This is a genomic window from Massilia sp. CFBP9012 (genome assembly GCF_034045115.1).
In the GTDB taxonomy this organism is placed as follows: domain Bacteria; phylum Pseudomonadota; class Gammaproteobacteria; order Burkholderiales; family Burkholderiaceae_D; genus Telluria.
Genome location: NZ_JAXCWM010000014.1, coordinates 117,034 through 136,473 on the forward strand (window position 1 = coordinate 117,034; position 19,440 = coordinate 136,473).

Consider the following 19,440-nt stretch of genomic DNA (forward strand, 5'->3'; position numbering starts at 1 on the left):
ATGACGCGCCTGATGCGCTGGAGCGGCCCCGCGCTGCTAGCGGCGTTGCTGGCCACCCGCGCGCCGCTGGAAGCATCGATGCTGCGCCACATGCTGGTGCAGCTGCCGCTGCTGGTGCTGTGCGGCGCGCTGCTGGGCCCCTGGCTGCGCCTGCCGCCGGGCCTGGCGCGCTGGGACTTCCAGGGCCTCACGACCTTCACAGCGACGGCCTTCGTCACCACCTACTGGATGATTCCGCGGGCGCTGGAACAGGCGCTGTACGAGCCGCTCGCGGCCGGCGCCAAATTCGCCAGCCTGCTGCTGCTCGGCGCCGCCTTGCCGGGCGCCCTGCGCCGGGCCCATGTGGTGGTCCAGCTGTTTTATGTCGCCAATATCTGCGCCATGATGGCAATCGCCGGCATGCTGTACCGCGAACTGCCGCAACGCCTGTGCAACGCCTATTTGCTCGACGACCAGACCGTCACCGGCAGCGCGCTGGTCGGCCTGGCGCTGGCGCTGGGCATCGCCTGGTGCATCGTCAATGCCCGGCATTTCGCGGATCCGCCGGAGAAGTTGTAGCACCCGCAGCCTTCGCACGTCGTTCCCGCGCAGGCGGGAATCCAAGTATGCGTGCATGACCGCATCATTTGATGCTTGCCACTGCACGAAGGCCTTGGATTCCCGCCTGCGCGGGAATGACGTGCTTGGGCTGCGGGCGACCCGGTGACGTGCTGAGGCTCAGTTATACGCGCTGCGGATGCCGCTGCCAGGACGGATCAGACCACGCTGGGTGGCGACCACCACCGCATGGGTGCGCGCGGTGGCGTCGAGCTTGCTCATCACGCCCTTCACATGGGTCTTGACGGTGCCGACGCCGATGCCCAGCTTGCGCGCGATCGACTTGTTGCAGCAGCCTTCGGCCAGCAATTGCAGCACGTCGGTCTCGCGGCCGGTCAGGTTTTCGCGGCTGAGGCTATCGGCCACGCTGCGCGTCACCGATTCGCTCAGGTAGCGCTGGCCTTGGGCCAGCGACGCGACCGCCTTGAGCAGCTCGTCCTGGCTGCACGATTGCAGCACGTAGCCATGCACGCCCGCATCCATCGCGAGGCGCACTTCCCATTCCTTGTCGAGCTGGGTGACGATCAGGACACTGGGGCGGCGCAGGCCGGCGTGCTCGGGCTGGCGCGCCAGCGCGAGGCCGGTGTCGTAATCGGCGACCAGCACCCGCGCCACCTGCCGCGCCTCGGGCTGGCTCAGGTGGGTGCTGACACGCCATTCGGGACGGTCGGCAAGGATGGCGTGCAGGCCGGCGGTCATCACCGGATCGTTGTGGATGATATGAACGGCGGATGGAATGGTAGGCATGGTGTACTCCTGATTTAGCTGCGTCGGGCTCGCTACCCGTTCGTTCATATTGGAACGACAAGTTAAGTCCGGCAAGTTAATACATGTAAAAATTGCGCCGCCGGCTCCGGGTCGGCGGCGTGACGGAATGCGTTATACTTGGGCGATCATGCGTCTGACCTCCTTCACCGATTACACGTTGCGCACGCTGCTGCACCTGGGCAGCAACCCCGGTCGCCTGGTGACGATCCAGGAGATCGCTGACCTGCACAACATTTCTAAAAACCACCTAATGAAGGTGGTGAATGAACTCGCACGCAACGGCACCATCGAAACCATTCGTGGCCGCAACGGTGGTTTCCGTCTGGCACACGAACCGAAGGACATCAACGTCGGCGCCATCGTGCGCATGAGCGAGAGCGACTTCTACATGGCCGAGTGCTTCGACCCCAACGGCACGCCCTGCGGCCTGGTCAAGGCTTGCGGCCTGAAGGGCGTGCTGGGCAATGCCACGGCCGCCTATCTGGCCGAACTCGACCGCCATACCCTGGCGTCCCTGCTGCCCGAACCGCGTCCGCGCGAAGTGCCGGTCACGGTGCACCGGCGCAAGGCCGCCTGAACCCTTAGAACCTATCCCGGTAGGTGGCAGTCGCTTCTGGCGCGCCTGACGAACGTGTGCTGCGTTGCTCGTCGTTGCATGGCTAGCCATGCGGCCTCCTCGCGCCTTGCCCACGCTCGCCATGCATCGCCAGCAGCTTCCCGCCACCTACCGGGATAGGTTCTCAGGCGGCGACCGCCCCGGCCTCGATCGCCGGATAGAATTCCCGGTCTTCGCGCCGGATGCGCTGGTACAGCTTGCGCAGCACCCGGTTCGCCTCTTGCCTGAACTGTTCCGGCGCCTTGACCAGCCGGCTGGCCAGGTTCCAGCGCCCGGCGAATGCCAGGTAGTCGGCGGCGATGTCACCCATATCGTTCTGGTACGCCTGGCTCATGCGCGCCAGGCGCAGGTCGCCCCGCGCCAGCGCCGGATACAGGGTGTCGTTCTCGACCGCCAGGTGCAGCCGCACCACGCCGCTCATCGCCACGATCTGCGCGGCGATCTCTTCAGCGTGCTCGGCTACGCCCTCCTGGCTGCTGGCGCGCAGGCGGTCGATGCTGTCGAGGATGTCAAGGTGCTGGTGCTTGAATTTATCGATGTTCATGATCGCTTCCTTCATCTGTCTACCGAGGCTTGTGCTCAGCAGTTGACCAAGTGTAATGCGGTTTTCTTAAAGATGCAAACATTCTACTTCTTTTTATGCGCTCCGCTTTCGGCCAGCCTTGCGGCCTGCCCTGGCCTCAGGATGAATGGATGCGGCGCTCGTTCAGCAGCGCCACGAAGCGCCGCGCCGCCAATCCTTGCGGGCGGTTGTTGGCCCACACCACGTCGACGAACAGCTTCATGATGTTGGTGAAGTTGGCGGACGGGATATGCACCAGCTGGCCATCCGCCAGCGGCGCGCGCACGAAGCCGGCGGGCAGCCAGGCCCAGCCCAGGCCGGCGCTGACGAGGCTCAGCGCCGCCACCGGATTGTCGGTCTTCCACTGCAGGCGCGACATGGCGATGCGCTTGTCGACCTGGTCGGCGTGGCGGCCGGCCATCACGATCTGGCGCTCGCCCAGCAAGTGCTGGTCGCGGATCGCGCCGGCCGGCACCCGCGCCAGCAGCGGGTGATCGGGCGCCAGCACCGCCACCAGCGTTTCGTGGGCCACTTCCTGGAAACCTTCGCGCGGATCCATGCCATAGCGCTCGAACACCAGCGCCAGGTCGGCGCGGCCGTCCTGCAACATCGCCAGCGCATCGGCTTGCGCCGCGCTCAGGACATTCACTTCCAGCAAGGGGAACTCGTCGGACAGCGCGCGCAGCGCATCGTGCCAGGGCGCGGCGGCCATCAGCTCGGGCACCAGCACCAGGGTCAGCGAAGGCTCGAGGTCCTGGCTCAGCGACAGCGCATGCTGGTTCAGCAGCCGCAATTGCTCGACCAGCAGGCGCGCCTGCGGCAGCAAGGCCAGCGCGTGCACAGTGGGACGCGGTTCGCGGCCGCTGCGGTCGAACAGTTCCAGGCCGAGCTCGGCTTCCAGGTTGGCGATGGCCATGCTGACGGCGGACGGCACGCGCCCCAGTGTGCGCGCGGCGGCGGAGAAGGAGCCGTGGTCGACGGCGGCGAGCAGGATGCGCAGGTGGTCGAGATCGAAAGCCATCTATCAATCATACTGATAGCTACTGACTTTTTCCATCATCTTGATTCACATAAGATACGTTCATCAGTCGCGGCAATGTCTGCCGCGTCCATTCAGGGAGAGCATCATGGTGTGGTTGGTATTGTTTTTGGCTGGGCTGTTCGAGATCTGCTGGGCCGTCGGCCTGAAGTACACGGAAGGTTTCACACGCCTGTGGCCGACGGTCGGCACGGTGGCGGCGATGGCGGTCAGCTTCGGCCTGCTATCCCAGGCCATGAAAACGCTGCCCTTGGGCACGGCGTATGCGATCTGGACCGGCATCGGCGCGGTCGGCACGGCCCTGGTCGGCATTGTCCTGTTCGGCGAATCGGCCAATCCGGCGCGCCTGGTCTGCATTGGCCTGATCGCAGCCGGCATCGTTGGACTCAAGCTGGCGACGCCAGCTTGAGACAGCCTCCCGCGTTACAACGCGGGACTAATTTAGCACTCGGCGGTTTTACGCCAGGACAGACATCGGCACTGGCCGCGTGCCCTGAAAACGCTGGCGTCACCAGCTTTTGATAAAAATCAACAGTCAACCTGACAAAACTTTCCCTCGAGCTGGTTTTCCGTACCATGCATCTTGACCTCGATCCTCTGAAACCCGACACCGTCCATGATCGCAAAGATCTGCTCTTTCAGCGAAATGCCAGCGCAGACCCTCCCGGCGAGCCGTACGCTTCCGAGCCATTACGAGCTGGGCGCGCACCTCGGGGCCGGTGGCTATGGCGAGGTGTACGAAGCCTGGGATAACAAGCTGCAGCGCAGGGTGGCAATCAAGCGCATTGACCGCGCTGCCCATGCGAGCGGCCACGCCGACCCGCTGCACGAAGCGCGCATGGCGGCATCGCTGCACCACCCTTCTTTCGTCACCGTGTACGCCATCGAGGAAGATGCCTCCGGCGCATCGATCGTGATGGAGCTGGTGCGGGGCCGCACGATCGGGCAACTGGCCCAGAAAAGCCGCATCGCCCGCGCCACGGCGCTCGACTGGATCGGCCAGGTCGCCGCCGCCATGCAGGATGCCCACGCCGCGGGCCTGGTGCACGGCGACCTGAAGCCCTCCAACCTGATGATCGAGCCATCCGGCAAGGTGCGGATACTCGACTTCGGTCTGGCCTCGCGCTGCGACGGGCTGGCCACCGGCGCGGTCGAATCGACCGGGCCGATCGGGACCATCGCCTACATGGCGCCGGAACGCCTGCTCGGACACCGCGCCGATGCACTGTGCGACATCTACGCCGTCGGCGTGCTGCTGTACGAGCTGCTGGCCAGCACCCGCCCGCACAGCCACCTCAGCGGCCTGGCGCTGGCGGCGGCGCACATGCAGTCGAGCTCGGCCAGCTGGCACTATCCCGAGACCATCGATGCTCCGCTGGTGGCCCTGATCAGGGACATGACGGCGCAGCAGTCCGCGCAGCGGCTGTCCAGCATGGCGCAGGTGGTGCAGCGGCTGGACGAGATCGCGCGCCTGCAGGCGCCGCATCCGCATCCGCCGCCGTCCCCGCGCCGCCGCCGGCAGGGCGCGCTGCCCGTGCTGCTGGCGGCCGTGCTGGCGGGCGGCGCATGGCTGGCCCTGCCAGCGCCGGCGCCAGTCCAATCGGCGGCACCCGCGCCGGCCCAATCGCCCGCGCCAGTGCCGTTCCATTCGCCGGCGCTCGAGATGCAGCGGGGGTTGGCAGCCCTGAAGAATTTCGACCGTCCCGGCAGCCTGGACGCGGCCGATCGTCGTTTCAGCGCGGTGCTGGCGCGCGACGGCGGCCATGCGGCGGCGGTGGCCGGCATGGCCCTGGTGCAGACACTGCGCTATCGCGGCGACGCCCAGGACGAGGTCTGGCTGCGCAAGGCCGACGCCAGCGCCCAGCAAGCCATGAAGCTCGACGATCAGCTGGCGCTGGCGCACATCGCCCGGGGCTGGGTGCTCGACAGCCAGCGGCAGTACGAGCGCGCCGGTCAGGCCTTCGAGCGCGCGCTCCAGCTCGACCCGGCCGATTTCTTCGCCTGGTACGGCAAGGCCCAGCTGCTGCGCCACGCCGGGCACGACGAGCAGGCGCGCGCGACGCTGCGGCTGGCCCAGGCCCGCTTTCCGCGCGAGCGCGTGTTCTTCGACGAATTGGGCAGCCTGCTCTACGAGCGCGGCGATCATGCCGGCGCCGAGCAGGCCTTCCGCCGCAGCATCGCCCTGCAGCCCGACGCGGTCACCGGCTACGCGAACCTGAATGCCGCCCTTCTGCGCCAGGGCCGCGCCGACGAGGCCCTGCGCGTGCTGCAGCAGGGATTGCAGGTGCGCCCGAGCGCCACCCTGTACGCCAACCTCGGCAACGCGCTATTCCTGCGCGGAGACTACGTCGGCGCCGCCGCCGCCTTCGAGCATGCGGTGTCGCCGGTGCGCGGCGCGCCGGGCGAATACCTCAATTGGGCCAACCTGGCCGATACCCTGCTCTGGATTCCGGGGCGCGAAGCCGAGGCCAGGCAGGCCTACGGCGAAGCGCGCCGCCTGCTCGCGCCCATCCTGCAGCGCGCGCCGCATGATGCGACCCTGGTCTCGCGCATGGGGCTGTACGCCGCCCGCAGCGGCGAGCGCGACGCGGGCATGCAGCTGTCGGCGCGCGCTACAAAGCTCGCGCCGCGCAGCGCCGACGTGCAGTTCCGCGCCGGCCTGGTGCGTGAATTGCTGGGCGAGCGCGAGCTGGCCCTGGAGTCGATCGCCAGCGCCCGGCGGCTGGGATATCCCGCCGCCTTCATCGATGCCGAACCCGACCTGGTCGCACTGCGGCGCGACCTGCGCTATCCCCATCCCTGAGCCCCCCTCCATTCCCCCCACCAGAAAGGCATCACCATGAGCGACGTCAGCCAAGCAGTTGCGCCAACCGATCACACCTTCCAGGTCTACTACAGCAAGGCGGACCGGCAGATCCGCTGGAAATTCGATGGCGCCGACGACATCGAAACATGCAAGGTGTACACCAGCGACAGCATCGCCTTCTCCTTCCAGCCCGAATCCGACGACGGTGGCGGCACCCTGGTGCAATCGGTGTTGTTGTCAGGCTCCCAGTCCGACAAGACAAAGGGCGCGCCGTTCGAGGAAGGTGCGCTGATCGACCTGAGCAAAACGATGCATCTCAAGGTCGGCAACTCGACCGGACTGTGGGGATTCAGCATCGCGTTCACCGTCGCCCACGGGGACAGCAGCACCGCGTTTTATTTCGTGCCCGATCCGGAACTACAGGTCGGGTCGATTCGCGCCTGAGCGCTCCAGCAAGCCCAGTTTGTTGAGCTTGCGGCGCAGCGGCTCGGCCAGTGTCTTCAGGGCCGCGGCGCAGCGCGCCACATCGCCCTGCGCCCCTGCCCAGGCACGGCCGATCTCCCCGGCCTCGATCCCTTCGGCGCGCCGGATCAAAGGGTGACGGTCGAGCCGCTTGTACAGGCTGGGCCGGGAGATGCCGAGGAACTCGGCGGTGCTGCGCAGGATCCAGCCGTGGCGCGCCAGCGCCTCGACCAGTTCATCGTCGCTCAGCGCGGAGGGCTTGCGGCGCGGCGCGCGCCCGCCCGCGAGCTTGCCGGCATCGGCCGCGGGCAGCGCCTGCACCAGCTGGTCGAAGCGCGGTGTGACGCCGCCCTTGACCATCAGCGCGGCGCGCTGCAGGACGCGCGCCAGCTGGCGCACATTGCCCGGCCAGTCATAGCACGCCAGTTCGGCCACCAGTGAAAAAGGCAGGTCCACGCGCCCATCGTCGGCCGGATACAGCTGCTGGATCAGCACGCCGATGTCCTCGCGCCGGCTGCGCAGCGGCGCCAGCTGGATCACCACGCCTTCAAGGCGGCGCAGCAAGGCCTGGTTGAAGTGGGAGCCATCCAGGCGCTGGTCGGTCGCCGCCACGATGCGCGCGGTCGAGCGCAACTCTTGCGCCGATCCCAGTGGCCGATAGTCGCCGCCCTCCAGCACCCGCAGCAGCATCGGCTGGACGCAGGCGGGGGCATTGCCGATCTCATCGAGGAACAGCGTCGCCCCGTTGGCTTCGCCGAACAGTCCCTTGCGGTCGGCCAGGGCGCCGGTGTAGGCCCCCTTCGCAGCGCCGAACAGGTCGGCCGCGGCCAGCGACTCGTTCAGGGCCGCCATATTGACCGTCACCAGCCTGGCGCCGGCGCGTGGGCCGAGCGCATGAATGGCGCGCGCCACCACTTCCTTGCCGGTCCCGGTTTCCCCCAGCAGCAGCACCGGCAGATCGCTGCGCGCCACCAGGCGGACCTGGTCGCGCAGCATGACGGCGGCGCTGCCGACGCCGTGCAGCCCCTGCACCTCGTTTGCCTTCGGCAGTACCGTACTCCAGTGCAGGCACAGCAGCACGGTCCGTCCCAGCGCGATCACCTGGCCGCGTTCGAGGTCGGCGTGGTCCAGCGCCACGCTGGCGCCGATCTCGCGGCCATTCAATTCGGTGGTCATGCGGCTCAGCGGCGCCTGAAGCGAGGCGCCGTCGTCGACGCGCGCGATGCGCAGCGGCTCGCGCGAGATGCTGCCATGCCCGAGCGGAAGGCCTGGGGCGCCGGGACGGCAGAACAACGGTGTGTAGCGGCTCAGCTCCAGCACGCCACTGGGCGCGCTGGCGATGCACTGCTCGCCGATGCGGGCGACGTCGGGATGCCAGAGGATGGTCAGGGTCAGTAAACGGCTGGCGGCGCCGTCCGCATGCATCAACGGCGCGGTCAGCGTACGGTCGTCACTGAGCTCATGCATGCGCGATCCTCACAGCTGCCATGTCCGGGGCCCTGGCGGTGTATATGGCGTGGAAACAGGAAGTCAATTTTACACTCCCTTGACAATGCCGGAAGCGGTAAAACAGCCCCATCAGGTCCTGTTCGCATGCCCCGCGCATGAAATGGCGTCTTCATGCGCGCAACAGCCTTGCGTGCGGCGCTGGCACACCCCTTGCGATAGATGGCCTGCGGACCGCGCCTGCGGCCGCACCATCCGGGCCGGCAGCGTGACGCCGGCCCATTCCAACCACTGGGGAACAAACGAAGTCCTCGCAATTTTCTGGAGAACGATCATGGCTGTCAATCAAGCAAGCATCATGTGGCAAAAATTCGTCCAGGGACTGAACTCGTCGAGCGCCGGGGCCGGCCTCGATCCGAAAACCTTGATGCCCACCGGCGGGCTCACCAACGCCGACTGGCAGTATATGGACGTGACCGGCCTGCCCGCTGCCGCCGGCACCCCGCCGGTGCCGGGCACTACTCTGGTAAGCGGGCTGGAGAACTGGTCCAACGTCATGCCGGCGTGGTCGCCGTCGTATGCGCCGTCGTCGATGAATTTCTACGACCAGTACAAGGCCTTCCTGTTCGCCATCGCCCTCAAGGGCGGGAATCCGGCCCTGCAGCAGATCGCCGACGGCTATGGGGTCAAGGTCACCAATGCCCAGGCCGCACTGTCGGCTGCGAACACCAAGTGCATGACCGCCTGGGCCGCGTTCAGCACGGCCCAGTCCAGCCTGCCGCCATCGGCCCAGTCCACCTATACCCAGTGGTACCAGGCGAACGGCTGGAACCAGGTGATCACCAGCGCCCAGAACGCGCTCGCCGCCCAGGTTACCCTGTACAACCAGGCCCTGGCACAGGTCGGCGGCCCGGACTACCAGACCATTTCCGGCGCCCAGGCCAAAGTGGTGCTGAGCCCCGGGTCGGGCAACGGCATCACCGATCCATCCGGTAACCTGCAGCCGGCGTACGCCATTACTCCCGGCCTCAATGACTGGTATGTGAGCGCACTCCAGACCCTGGCCAGCAGCGCGCCGCCGCAGATCTCGATGAACATCAAGCTCGACGATTCCAACAGCAGCAACCTGGTGGTCAGCAGCTTCCTGGATGTCTCGGCCTCCGGCACCTACGACGCATTCTTCTGGGGCGGTTCGGCCTCGACTTCGTACTCGCAATCGAGCGACGCCCAGGATTACACGAGCCTGGTCCAGGGCATGACCATGACCTATACCGCGCAGGCCGCCCAGCTGTTTTCGGTCGCCCCCGGCGCCTGGTTCGATTCGAGCATCGTGGCCGACTTCTACGACCAGGTCTCGCCGACCTCGGCCCTGGCCAACAAGCAGCTGTTCGGCCCCGATGGCATCCTGAACCTGCGCGCCGGCAAGCTGCTGGTGGTGCTCAAGCCTTCGGTGACCATGACTTCGGACACCCAAAGCATCCAGGCGCTGTTCTCGAAGATGTCGCAGAACAGCTCGGCCAGCATTTCCATCGGCGGCTTCTGCTGGAGCGCCCAGGCCAATATGTCGCAAGGCGCCAGCAGCTTCAGTCAGGATGTGACGATGTCCTCCGACAAGACCTCGATCACCATCACCGACAACACCAACTCGCCCAAGGTTATCGCCGTGGTGCCGATCACCATGGGTAAAAGCAGCTAAGCCCCCCTTCGCTCTTCAAGCACCAAGGAGATCACATGCCTCTTTATATGACGCAAAAAACCAGTTCCGGCGTCCTGCCGGCAATCACCTACTACCGACGCCAGACCCAGCCTCACGTATCGCACGTCGAGAGCGGCGCCTTCACCCAGGCGGCCCAACTGGCTTATGCGGCTACCAACCACGTGCCCGTCGGGGCCGTGGATCTGGGGGCCTACAAGTCTGGCCAGGGCGTTCCCACCGGCGGTAATGTCGAGCAGATCTAGGGAACAGCACTGCTGAATCACGTCCGGGGGCCCTGCTCGCAAAAGTCCCCGGGCGCAGCCGGCATCACACCTGCATATTCATGATGTCGTGATAGGCCGACACCAGCTTGTTACGCACCTGCACCGTCGCCTGGAAGGCGATGCTCGATTTCTGCATCGCGACCATGGTGTCCGACAGGCTGACCGTGTCGTCACCCATCGTGAATCGCTTGCTGAGCGCCTGCGCCTCGGCCGAGCGGTCGCTCACGCCCTGCAAGGAATTATGCAGCGCTTCCGCGAAGTCGAGCTTGACCGCCGACTTGCCGCCAACCGCGCTGGCACTGCCAAGCCCGGCAGGCGCAACCGGCCCCGCCGAGTCCGGCTTGGTGGCCGCAGCCTTGAGCTGCTCCATCATGGCCTGGATGCGGCTGCTGTCGATGCCGCCGATACCGCCAATACTCATGTTACCCTCCTGCATGTTATTGCCTTGTAGAATCATCTACAAATGCACTCAGGAAAGCAGAATAGCAGCGCAGGCGCCGATTTCACCCGTGAGTTAGGGCGGTAAACGCCCCCTATTTCGGGGTTTGAATGTTGCCCCCGGGCTCCATAATGCTGCCTGTTCCCACACATTCATCTGAATCCATCCAACATGGCTGCAACTGCGGAAGACCTTCTCGACACCACCCAGGGCCAGCCTCCGGCAGCGCCCCAGTCGTTTTTCCAGACGACCATGGGCAAGCGTGTCGCCATCGGCGGTGGCATCGCGCTGATCCTGGCGCTGATGATCGCTGTCTGGATGTGGAGCCAGGCGCCTGAATATCGCGTGCTGTTCGCCAATTACAGCGACCGCGACGGTGGCGCGATCACCGCGTCGCTCGACCAGATGGGTGTGCAGTACAAGTTTTCCGAAGGCGGCAGCGCGATCCTGGTGCCGGCCGAGCAGATCCACGACCTGCGCCTGAAGCTGGCCGCGCAAGGCCTGCCCAAGGGCGGCAACGTCGGCTTCGAGCTGATGGAAAACCAGAAGCTGGGCGTGTCCCAGTTCCTGGAACAGGTCAACTACCAGCGTTCGCTCGAAGGCGAGCTGGCGCGTTCGATCCAGTCGCTGGGTTCGGTGAGCGCCGCGCGCGTCCATCTCGCACTGCCGAAGCCGTCCGTGTTCGTGCGCGACCAGCAAAAGCCGACCGCCTCGGTGCTGCTCAACCTGCAGCCGGGCCGCGCCCTCGACCAGGGCCAGGTCAGCGCCATCGTCCACCTGGTCGCCTCCAGCGTGCCTGAGCTGACTTTCGGCAACGTGACCGTGGTCGACCAGACCGGCGCCCTGCTGTCGGAACAGGCCGGCAAAGGCGCGGGCAACAAGATGCTCGACGCCACCCAATTGAAATACGTGGACCAGGTCCAGGAAAACATCATCAAGCAGGTCGAAGCGATGATCAAGCCGCTGGTCGGCGAGGGCAATGTGCGCGCCCAGGCGACCGCCGAGATCGACTTTGCCCAGGTCGATACCGCGGCCGAGATGTACAAGCCGAATTCGCCGCCCGAGCCGCAGGCGATCCGCAGCCAGCAGACCTCGGAAACGCAAGGCGCCGGCGCCGGCGCCTCGGGCATCCCGGGCGCGCTGTCGAACCAGCCGCCGGGCGTGAACACCGCGCCGATCGATGGCGAAGCCCCGGCCGAAGCGCCTGCCCCTACCGGTCCGAGCACCAAGAACTCGACCACCAATTTTGAAGTCGACAAGACCATCCGCTACGAACAGCGTCCGATGGGCGGCGTCAAGCGCCTGACGGTCGGCGTGGTGGTCAATTACCGCCGCATCGTCGATCCGGCCACCGGCAAGGTCACCGTGCGTCCGCTGGCTGCCAACGAGGTGGCCCAGATCAACGAGCTGGTCAAGCAGGCAATGGGTTACAGCCAGGCACGCGGCGACACCCTGAACGTGACCAACGCACCGTTCGACGGTGTGGACAAGCCGGCCGAAGCAGTGGTAGAACCGGACTGGTGGCGTGACCCGGCAAATATGCCGCTGTTCAAGGACCTGGCCCGCTACGCTTTCGTGGCCGCAGTGATCGCCTTCCTGTACTTCCGCTTCCTGCGCCCGCTGCTGCGCCCGGCGATCAAGAAGTTCGACGAAGCGACCGCCGTGCCCGAGGAGCCGAAGGAAGAAGACAAGGCCGAAGGCGAAGAAGGCGAAGATGAAGCCGAGCCGGACGAGGAAGAGCTCGAAGAAGAAGAAAAGATTCGACGTGACATGGGTTACCGCGCCAACCTGAAACTGGCGAAAGACCTGGCAAACCAGGATCCGCGCATCGTCGCAAACGTGATCAAAGCATGGTTGGGTTCAAATGAGTGATAAAGACAAGGACGGCACGAACAAGGCGGCAATCCTGATGCTGGCCCTGGGTGAAGCCGAAGCGGCCGAGGTGATGAAATTCCTCGGCCCGCGCGAAGTGCTCAAGCTGGGCGCCGCGATGGCGCAGATGAAGGCGGTGCAGCACGGCCAGGTGGTCACGGTGCTCGAAGAGTTCGTCGAAGAGACCAATCTGCATTCGACCGTCGGCCTCGACTCGGACGAGTACATCCGCCAGGTGCTGACCAAGGCCCTGGGCGACGACAAGGCGGCGGTCTTGCTGAACCGCATTCTCGGCGGCAAGGACGCCTCGGGCATCGAGAGCCTGAAGTGGATGGATTCGGTCTCGGTGGCCGAACTGATCCGCAACGAGCACCCGCAGATCATCGCCACCATCCTGGTCCACCTCGAGCGCGACCAGGCTTGCGAAATTCTGGCAAACTTTACCGAACGACTGCGCAACGACGTCGTGCTGCGCATCGCCACGCTGGACGGCGTGCAGCCGGCCGCACTGCGCGAGCTGAACGACGTGCTGACCAAGCTGTTGTCGGGCAATGAACACATCAAGAAGTCCTCGCTGGGCGGCGTGCGCACCGCGGCCGAGATCCTGAACTTCATGAGCGGCGAACAAGAGTCGGCCGTGATGGATAATATCAAGAACTACGACAACGACATGGCGCAGAAGATCATGGACGAGATGTTCGTGTTCGACAATATCATCGACGTCGACGACCGCGGCATCCAGTTGCTGTTGCGCGAAGTGCAGTCCGAGATGCTGATCATCGCACTCAAGGGCGCCTCGCAGGATCTGCGCGAGAAGATCTTCAAGAATATGTCGCAGCGTGCCAGCGAGATGATGCGCGAAGACCTGGAATCGAAGGGTCCGGTGCGCCTGTCCGAAGTAGAATCGCAGCAGAAACAGATCCTGCAGATCGTGCGTCGTCTGTCCGACGAAGGCCAGATCGTGCTGGGCGGCAAAGGTGAGGATTCGTTCGTCTGATGGCACTACCGAAAGAACAGCAGAGCGCCTACCAGCGCTGGGAAATGGCGTCGTTCGGCGACGATCGCCCCAGCACGCTCGCACGCCGCGCGGCCGAAGCCGCGGCGGCGGCGCCCGGCGCCCCTGCTTCTGCTGAAGTCGACTCCGGCCTGCCGCCGGGATTTTCCCTGCCGAGCGTCGAAGAACTGGAAGCGATGCGCGAAGCGGCGCGCCAGGAAGGCTACGCGCAGGGACTGGACGAAGGCCGCACCCAGGGCCATCAAGAAGGCCATGCACAGGGTTATGCCGAAGGCGCCGAGGCCGGCCAGCGCGACGCTGCGGCCGAGCTGGAGCAGCTGCGCCAGGTGGCCGCCAACTTCGGCGACGCCATTGCCCAGGCCGACGAGACCATCGCCCGCGACGTGCTCGACCTGGCCCTGCGCCTGGCGCGCGGCATGGTGCGCACCGGGTTCGACGTGCGTCCCGAACTCATCCTGTCGGTGGTGCGCGACGCCATCGACCAGCTGCCCGTGCTGCAACAGCCGGCCGTGCTCACCCTGAACCCGCAGGACGCCGAACTGGTGCGCCATGGCATGGCCGAAGAGTTGACGAAAGGCGGCTGGCGCATCGTCGAGAACGGTTCCATTGGGCGCGGCGGCTGCAAGGTCGAGACCGCGACCAATCAGATCGATGCGCAGGCCTCGGCGCGCTGGAACCGCCTGACCCATGCGCTGGGCGCCAACGTCGAGTGGCTGGGCGACTGATGGACGACCACCAGCACCACGACGCCGGCGCCGGCGCCGACCACGACCGCGACCCGCATACCGCGCGCTGGAAATCCTTCCTGCGCGACTGCGACACCCTGGTCAGCTTCGCCGATCCGCTGCAGGTGTCGGGCCGCGTCACGCGCGTGGCCGGGCTGGTGATGGAATGCGTCGGCCTGCGTCTCGCGGTGGGCGCCGCCGCCACGATCCCCACCGCCAGCGGCTTCATCGAGGCCGAAGTGGTCGGTTTCGAGGGCGAGCGCCTGTTCCTGATGCCGCAGAGCGACACCGAAGGGGTGGTACCCGGTTCGCGCGTGTTCCCGGTCGAGAGCGTGCTGCCGCCGCCGGGCACTGTGCCGCACGGACGCCGCCGTCCGCAAGACCGCGCGCGCCACCTGCCGGTCGGCATGCAGTTGCTGGGCCGCGTGGTCGACGGCGCCGGCCGTCCGCTCGACGGCCTCGGTCCGCTCAACACGACCGAGGTCGGCCCGCTCAATGCGCGGCCGGTCAATCCGCTCGACCGCGCGCCGATCAAGGACACGCTGGACGTCGGCGTGCGCGCCATCAATGCGATGCTCACCGTCGGCCGTGGCCAGCGCCTGGGTCTGTTCGCGGGCACCGGCGTCGGCAAATCGGTGCTGCTGGGGATGATCGCGCGCTATACCGAAGCCGACGTCATCGTGGTCGGACTCATCGGCGAACGTGGCCGCGAGGTCAAGGAATTCATCGACCAGATCCTCGGCCCCGAGGGCCGCGCCCGCTCGGCCGTCGTGGCGGCCCCGGCCGACTCGCCACCATTGTTGCGCCTGCAGGGAGCGGCCTACGCCACGGCGATCGCCGAGCACTTCCGCGACCAGGGCAAGAACGTGATGCTGATCATGGATTCGCTGACCCGCTACGCGATGGCGCAGCGCGAGATCGCGCTGGCGATCGGCGAGCCGCCGGCCACCAAGGGCTACCCTCCTTCAGTCTTTGCAAAACTCCCGGTGCTGGTCGAGCGCGCCGGCAACGGCCTGGAAGGCGGCGGCTCGATCACGGCTTTCTATACCGTGCTGTCCGAGGGCGATGACCAGCAGGATCCGATCGCCGATGCGGCGCGCGGTATCCTCGACGGCCACATCGTGCTCAATCGTCACCTGGCCGAGGCCGGGCATTATCCGGCGATCGACATCGAGCAGTCCATTTCGCGGGCGATGCACTCGATCACGACCCACGAACACCAGCTGGCGGCGCGCAAGCTCAAACAATTGTATTCACGCTATCAACGCTCGCGCGACCTGATCAATGTCGGCGCCTATGCGGCCGGCAGCGACCCGGTGCTCGACCAGGCCATCGCGAAGAATGGGGTCATCGAGGAATTCCTGTGCCAGGAAATCCACGACAACGCCACGCTTCCCCAGAGCTTGGGGCAACTTTCCTCGCTATTCAACTGATTGGCAAGAATTGCTCAGCGGTAGAATCGCTGCACCATGGCCCAACTATCCGCACTTGAAACACTGATCGACCTGGCGCAGAAGGATTCCGATGCTGCCGCCAAGCGCCTGGGCGCGGCCAATAAACTGGTCGAGGAAGCCGAACAGAAGCTGGAAATGCTGGTCGGCTACCGCGACGAATATGCGCGCAAGCTGGATACGGCCCAGGTGGCCGGCATCACGCCGTTCGCGTACCACAACTTCGTTGCCTTTATTGGCAAGCTGGACAATGCCTTGAATGGCCAGCGCGACGTATTGAAGCATGCAATATTCAAGGTAGACACCGAGCGCAAGACCTTGCAGGAAAGCGAACGCAAGCGCTTGTCGTATCGCACGCTGAACGAACGTGCCGCGAGCGAAGCGCTCAAGGTGCAGAACAAGCGCGACCAGAAACAGATGGACGACCACGCGGCGCGTGGCGCCCGTTACAAACAACGCTGAGCCAAACATGACGACGCAGACTACGAATCTCCTGTTCCAGACCACGGGCGCCAACGCCGCCGCGCCACGCAGCGCCAGTCAGGACCGGCTGGCAGACAGCGCACGCAACAATGGCGCTTTCGGCGCCACCCTGTCGCGCGAACTGGCGGCGCGCCAGCAGGCGCCGCAGCCACAGGCACCGACTCCCGCTGCCCAGCAGTCGAAGCCGGCCGCGCAGCAGCAGTCGAAACCGAACGCCGCCGACAAGCCCGCCAACCGCGAGCCGGTGCGCGAGCAGGCCAGGGTTGGCGCCAAGCCGGCCAGCCACGAAAGCGATGCGAAGACCACGAAGACCGCGTCCGCCGAGGGCAAGGAAGACGCCGAGGCTGCGAAAAGTGCAGCCGAAGGTGCGGCCGAGGCCGCCGAGGCCGCCGCTGCGGCCACGACGCCGGTCACCGACATGCTGGCCTTCATGGCCAGCCTGACCAGGCCGGCGCCCGCCGATGCAGCGGCGGTGCCGGTTGACGCCGCGGCCGCCGACGCCGGCGATCAACAATTGAAAGCATTGGCAAGCGCGCTGGAGAACATGACCGGCGCAGCTACCGGCGCGGGCGATGACGCCGCGGCCGGCGCCGCCGTCACCGACGAACTCGGCAAGGGCGTCACGCTGGCCACCGGCGTGCAGCGCGCCCCGGTCGACCCGAACGCGCCCCAGGCCCAGGCGGGCGCCCTGCCGGAAGGCCAGCAAGATGCCGCCCAGTTCCAGACCCAGCTGCGCGAGAGCCAGCAGCAGCTGGCCTCGGCCGTTGACGAAGCCCCGGCCCCGCTGGCCCAGCTGCAGGCCCAGGCCGCCAAGATGGCGGACGCGGTCGGCAACCCGGCCGCCGTGCCGGGCGACCGCATCCCGGCCCGGGTGGGCAGCCAGGCCTGGGACAACCAGGTCAGCCAGCGCATCGTCTACATGGTCGGCAAGGAGCAGGCCGCCACCCTGACGCTGAACCCGCCCGACCTGGGTCCGGTCCAGATCGTGCTCAATGTGAGCAACGACCAGGCCACCGTGGCCTTCTCGGCCGAGCAGCTCGAAGTGCGCCAGGCCCTGGAAAACGCCCTGCCGCGCCTGCGCGAGATGATGAGTGAAAGCGGCATCGCCCTGAACAACGCGACGGTCGACGCCGGCGCACGCCAGCAGCAGGATGAGCAACGCCGCACGCCAGGCGGCACGGGCGCCAATGGCAACCTGGCCGGCACCGGCACGGGCGACGAGGGCGAGGCAGCGCTGAACGAAGTGGCGCCGCGTACCCGCACCGTGGGGCTGGGCGAGCGTGGGATGGTGGATTTGTTTGCCTGATCCCGGCCAGCAGCTTCAACACGTCGTTCCCGCGCAGGCGGGAACCCAAGTCCGTTGTGCTGCAACCTACGTTAAACGTAATCGCTGAGCATGCAAGCTTGGGTTCCCGCCTCCGCGGGAACGACGTTTCGGGGGGTAGCGAAAGAACAAGCGCGACCACGAATCGCCCTCCCTTTTACTTTCCATCATCGCGCGCCTGCAACAATTCCGGATTTACTGCCTCTTCCTCCCTCTTTTCTGGGCTTGCCCGGGTGCATCTTTCCGCGACAATGCCATAATGTTGTACCCCTTAACCAGCACTGAAGACCTATTTTGAAAGCGAATCCGAAAATGAAGGCTGATCCGAAAGCGGACGCGGCGGCAGCGGCGCCGGCCGGCTCGAAGAAAAAGCTCATCATCATGATCCTCGCCGCTGTTCTCGTGCTTGGCGCGGGCGCCGGCGGTGGCTGGTATTTCAGCCAGTCCTCGGCCGCCCATGGCGAAGAAGACGCTCCGGCCAAGGAAACCAAGAAGAAGAAAAAGAAAGACCCGGCGGCCAAGCCGGAATACGTGCCGATCGAGGCCTTTACCGTCAATCTGCAGCCCGAAAACGGCGAGCAGTATTTGCAGGTACAGTTCACCCTGCAAGTCGAGGGCGCGGAACAGGCGACCGCGGTGAAGGACAATATGGCGATCGTGCGCAATCGCGTGCTGCTCCTGTTGTCGAGCAAAAAAGCGTCCGAAATCAATACGGTGGAGGGCAAACAGCAATTGGCGTCCGAAATCCAGGCGGCGATCGTCGAGCCGTTTGAAAAACAGGGCGACGAACAGGAAGTGTCCGACGTATTATTCACCTCGTTCATCATCCAGTAATTACCTAGAAACATGGCCGATAATTTCCTCTCACAGGAAGAAGTCGATGCCCTCTTAAAAGGGGTCAACGGCGATCAGGACGACATAGCGACGCCTGAAGACACCTCGGGGGTACGCACCTATAACCTGGCAACGCAGGAGCGCATCGTGCGCGGCCGCATGCCGACGCTCGAGATCATCAACGAGCGTTTCGCCAGGTATTTGCGGGTCGGTCTGTTCAACTTCCTGCGCCGCAGCGCCGAGGTCTCGGTGGGTTCGGTGCGGGTCTCCAAGTACAGCGAGTTCATCCGCAACCTGGTGGTCCCGACCAACCTCAACCTGATCCACATGAAGCCGCTGCGCGGCACCGCCCTGATGGTGTTCGATCCGGGCCTGGTGTTCCTGCTGGTGGACAACCTGTTCGGCGGCGACGGGCGTTTCCACACCCGCGTCGAGGGCCGCGACTTTACCCAGACCGAGCAGCGCATCATCATGCGCATCCTCGACATCGTGTTCGAGGCCTACGGCAAGTCGTGGGAGCCGGTGTACCCGATCGAGTTCGAGTACATCCGCTCTGAGATGAACACGCAGTTCGCCAACATCGCGACCCCGAACGAAGTCGTGGTGTCCTGCACCTTCACGGTCGAGCTGGGCTCGGTGTCGGGCCAGATCCACTTCTGCATGCCCTACTCGATGATCGAGCCGATCCGCGATGCGCTGACCTCGAGCATCCAGGGCGAAGCGCTGGAAGTCGACAAGCGCTGGGTGCGCCTGCTGACGCAGCAGATCCAGGTCGCCGAGGTCGAGCTGGTCGCGGTGCTTGGCAATGGCAAGGCGAACTTCGACGAGATCCTGAACATGAAGATTGGCGACGTGATCCCGATCGTGGTGCCCGAGATGCTGCAGGCCACGGTCGACGGCGTGCCGGTGATGGATTGCAGTTACGGCGTGCACAACGGGCAATATGCGCTGAAGGTCGAGAAGCTGCTCGCCAATAGCGACACCTTCAGCAAGTAATCGATATGATTGGCCAGGCGCAGGG

Annotated in this window: 20 protein-coding genes; 15 read left to right on the forward strand and 5 right to left on the reverse strand. The window is 65.6% G+C overall.

Annotated features, from left to right (window positions below; all coding sequences use genetic code 11):
- Nucleotides 1–558, forward strand: coding sequence for a hypothetical protein (locus SOM61_RS21730; protein ID WP_320476010.1), 558 nt, complete (start codon nt 1–3; stop codon nt 556–558).
- Between the two features lie 159 nt (nt 559–717).
- On the opposite strand, the gene SOM61_RS21735 is transcribed toward SOM61_RS21730, so the two are convergent.
- Nucleotides 718–1,344: a response regulator transcription factor gene (locus SOM61_RS21735; protein ID WP_320476011.1), complete on the reverse strand. Its 627-nt coding sequence runs from the start codon at nt 1,342–1,344 to the stop codon at nt 718–720.
- 148 nt (nt 1,345–1,492) lie between these two features.
- On the opposite strand from SOM61_RS21735, the gene SOM61_RS21740 reads away from it, so the two are divergent.
- Complete coding sequence (locus tag SOM61_RS21740) at nt 1,493–1,942, forward strand: RrF2 family transcriptional regulator (protein WP_137172863.1); 450 nt, start codon at nt 1,493–1,495, stop codon at nt 1,940–1,942.
- Between the two features lie 163 nt (nt 1,943–2,105).
- Here SOM61_RS21740 and SOM61_RS21745 read toward each other — a convergent pair whose 3' ends face one another.
- On the reverse strand, nt 2,106–2,525 hold the full coding sequence (locus tag SOM61_RS21745) for a hemerythrin domain-containing protein (protein ID WP_320476012.1): 420 nt from the start codon (nt 2,523–2,525) through the stop codon (nt 2,106–2,108).
- Nucleotides 2,526–2,661: 136 nt separating this feature from the next.
- Nucleotides 2,662–3,564 (reverse strand): LysR family transcriptional regulator, encoded by a 903-nt coding sequence (locus SOM61_RS21750; protein ID WP_320476013.1) that lies wholly within the window; start codon nt 3,562–3,564, stop codon nt 2,662–2,664.
- A 106-nt stretch (nt 3,565–3,670) separates the two neighbouring features.
- Here SOM61_RS21750 and sugE point away from each other — a divergent pair, with 106 nt between their 5' ends.
- The 3 genes from sugE to SOM61_RS21765 all read left to right on the forward strand — a co-directional run bounded on the left by sugE (nt 3,671) and on the right by SOM61_RS21765 (nt 6,832).
- Nucleotides 3,671–3,991, forward strand: a complete 321-nt coding sequence (sugE, locus tag SOM61_RS21755) for a quaternary ammonium compound efflux SMR transporter SugE (RefSeq protein WP_147934392.1) — start codon at nt 3,671–3,673, stop codon at nt 3,989–3,991.
- Nucleotides 3,992–4,198: 207 nt separating this feature from the next.
- Nucleotides 4,199–6,385 carry a protein kinase domain-containing protein gene (locus SOM61_RS21760; RefSeq protein WP_320476014.1) on the forward strand — a complete coding sequence of 729 codons (2,187 nt, stop codon included), beginning with the start codon at nt 4,199–4,201 and terminating at the stop codon, nt 6,383–6,385.
- A gap of 36 nt (nt 6,386–6,421) precedes the next feature.
- A complete protein-coding gene (locus SOM61_RS21765) occupies nt 6,422–6,832 on the forward strand; it encodes a hypothetical protein (protein ID WP_320476015.1) in 411 nt (136 codons plus the stop codon).
- Here the strand turns inward: SOM61_RS21765 and SOM61_RS21770 are convergent.
- Nucleotides 6,806–8,317: a sigma 54-interacting transcriptional regulator gene (locus SOM61_RS21770; protein WP_320476016.1), complete on the reverse strand. Its 1,512-nt coding sequence runs from the start codon at nt 8,315–8,317 to the stop codon at nt 6,806–6,808. The genes SOM61_RS21765 and SOM61_RS21770 overlap by 27 nt on opposite strands.
- Before the next feature lie 313 nt (nt 8,318–8,630).
- Here SOM61_RS21770 and SOM61_RS21775 point away from each other — a divergent pair, with 313 nt between their 5' ends.
- Together SOM61_RS21775 and SOM61_RS21780 are read left to right on the forward strand one after the other, a co-directional pair.
- Entirely contained in the window at nt 8,631–9,992 is a 1,362-nt protein-coding gene (locus SOM61_RS21775) for a hypothetical protein (protein WP_320476017.1), read from the forward strand.
- Between the two features lie 35 nt (nt 9,993–10,027).
- Nucleotides 10,028–10,255, forward strand: coding sequence for a hypothetical protein (locus SOM61_RS21780; protein ID WP_320476018.1), 228 nt, complete (start codon nt 10,028–10,030; stop codon nt 10,253–10,255).
- Nucleotides 10,256–10,319: 64 nt separating this feature from the next.
- Here the strand turns inward: SOM61_RS21780 and fliE are convergent, their stop codons facing one another.
- Nucleotides 10,320–10,697: a flagellar hook-basal body complex protein FliE gene (gene fliE / locus SOM61_RS21785; RefSeq protein ID WP_320476019.1), complete on the reverse strand. Its 378-nt coding sequence runs from the start codon at nt 10,695–10,697 to the stop codon at nt 10,320–10,322.
- Between the two features lie 189 nt (nt 10,698–10,886).
- Here fliE and fliF point away from each other — a divergent pair, with 189 nt between their 5' ends.
- The 8 genes from fliF (at nt 10,887) to fliM (ending at nt 19,415) form a co-directional block, all read left to right on the forward strand.
- A complete protein-coding gene (gene fliF, locus SOM61_RS21790) occupies nt 10,887–12,587 on the forward strand; it encodes a flagellar basal-body MS-ring/collar protein FliF (protein ID WP_320476020.1) in 1,701 nt (566 codons plus the stop codon).
- Complete coding sequence (gene fliG / locus SOM61_RS21795; RefSeq protein WP_320476021.1) at nt 12,580–13,584, forward strand: flagellar motor switch protein FliG; 1,005 nt, start codon at nt 12,580–12,582, stop codon at nt 13,582–13,584. The genes fliF and fliG overlap by 8 nt, the downstream gene beginning before the upstream one ends.
- On the forward strand, nt 13,584–14,327 hold the full coding sequence (locus SOM61_RS21800; RefSeq protein WP_320476022.1) for a flagellar assembly protein FliH: 744 nt from the start codon (nt 13,584–13,586) through the stop codon (nt 14,325–14,327). Before fliG ends, SOM61_RS21800 begins: the two co-directional genes overlap by 1 nt.
- Complete coding sequence (gene fliI / locus SOM61_RS21805) at nt 14,327–15,760, forward strand: flagellar protein export ATPase FliI (protein ID WP_320476023.1); 1,434 nt, start codon at nt 14,327–14,329, stop codon at nt 15,758–15,760. Before SOM61_RS21800 ends, fliI begins: the two co-directional genes overlap by 1 nt.
- A 36-nt stretch (nt 15,761–15,796) precedes the next feature.
- Nucleotides 15,797–16,240: a flagellar export protein FliJ gene (gene fliJ, locus SOM61_RS21810; protein WP_320476024.1), complete on the forward strand. Its 444-nt coding sequence runs from the start codon at nt 15,797–15,799 to the stop codon at nt 16,238–16,240.
- A gap of 7 nt (nt 16,241–16,247) precedes the next feature.
- The gene (locus SOM61_RS21815) at nt 16,248–17,567 is read left to right on the forward strand and encodes a flagellar hook-length control protein FliK (protein ID WP_320476025.1); all 1,320 of its coding nucleotides are present in this window, start codon (nt 16,248–16,250) and stop codon (nt 17,565–17,567) included.
- Between the two features lie 330 nt (nt 17,568–17,897).
- Nucleotides 17,898–18,419: a flagellar basal body-associated protein FliL gene (gene fliL / locus SOM61_RS21820; protein ID WP_320476026.1), complete on the forward strand. Its 522-nt coding sequence runs from the start codon at nt 17,898–17,900 to the stop codon at nt 18,417–18,419.
- 12 nt (nt 18,420–18,431) lie between these two features.
- Nucleotides 18,432–19,415 (forward strand): flagellar motor switch protein FliM, encoded by a 984-nt coding sequence (gene fliM, locus SOM61_RS21825; protein WP_109346692.1) that lies wholly within the window; start codon nt 18,432–18,434, stop codon nt 19,413–19,415.
- The last annotated feature ends 25 nt before the right edge of the window (nt 19,416–19,440 follow it).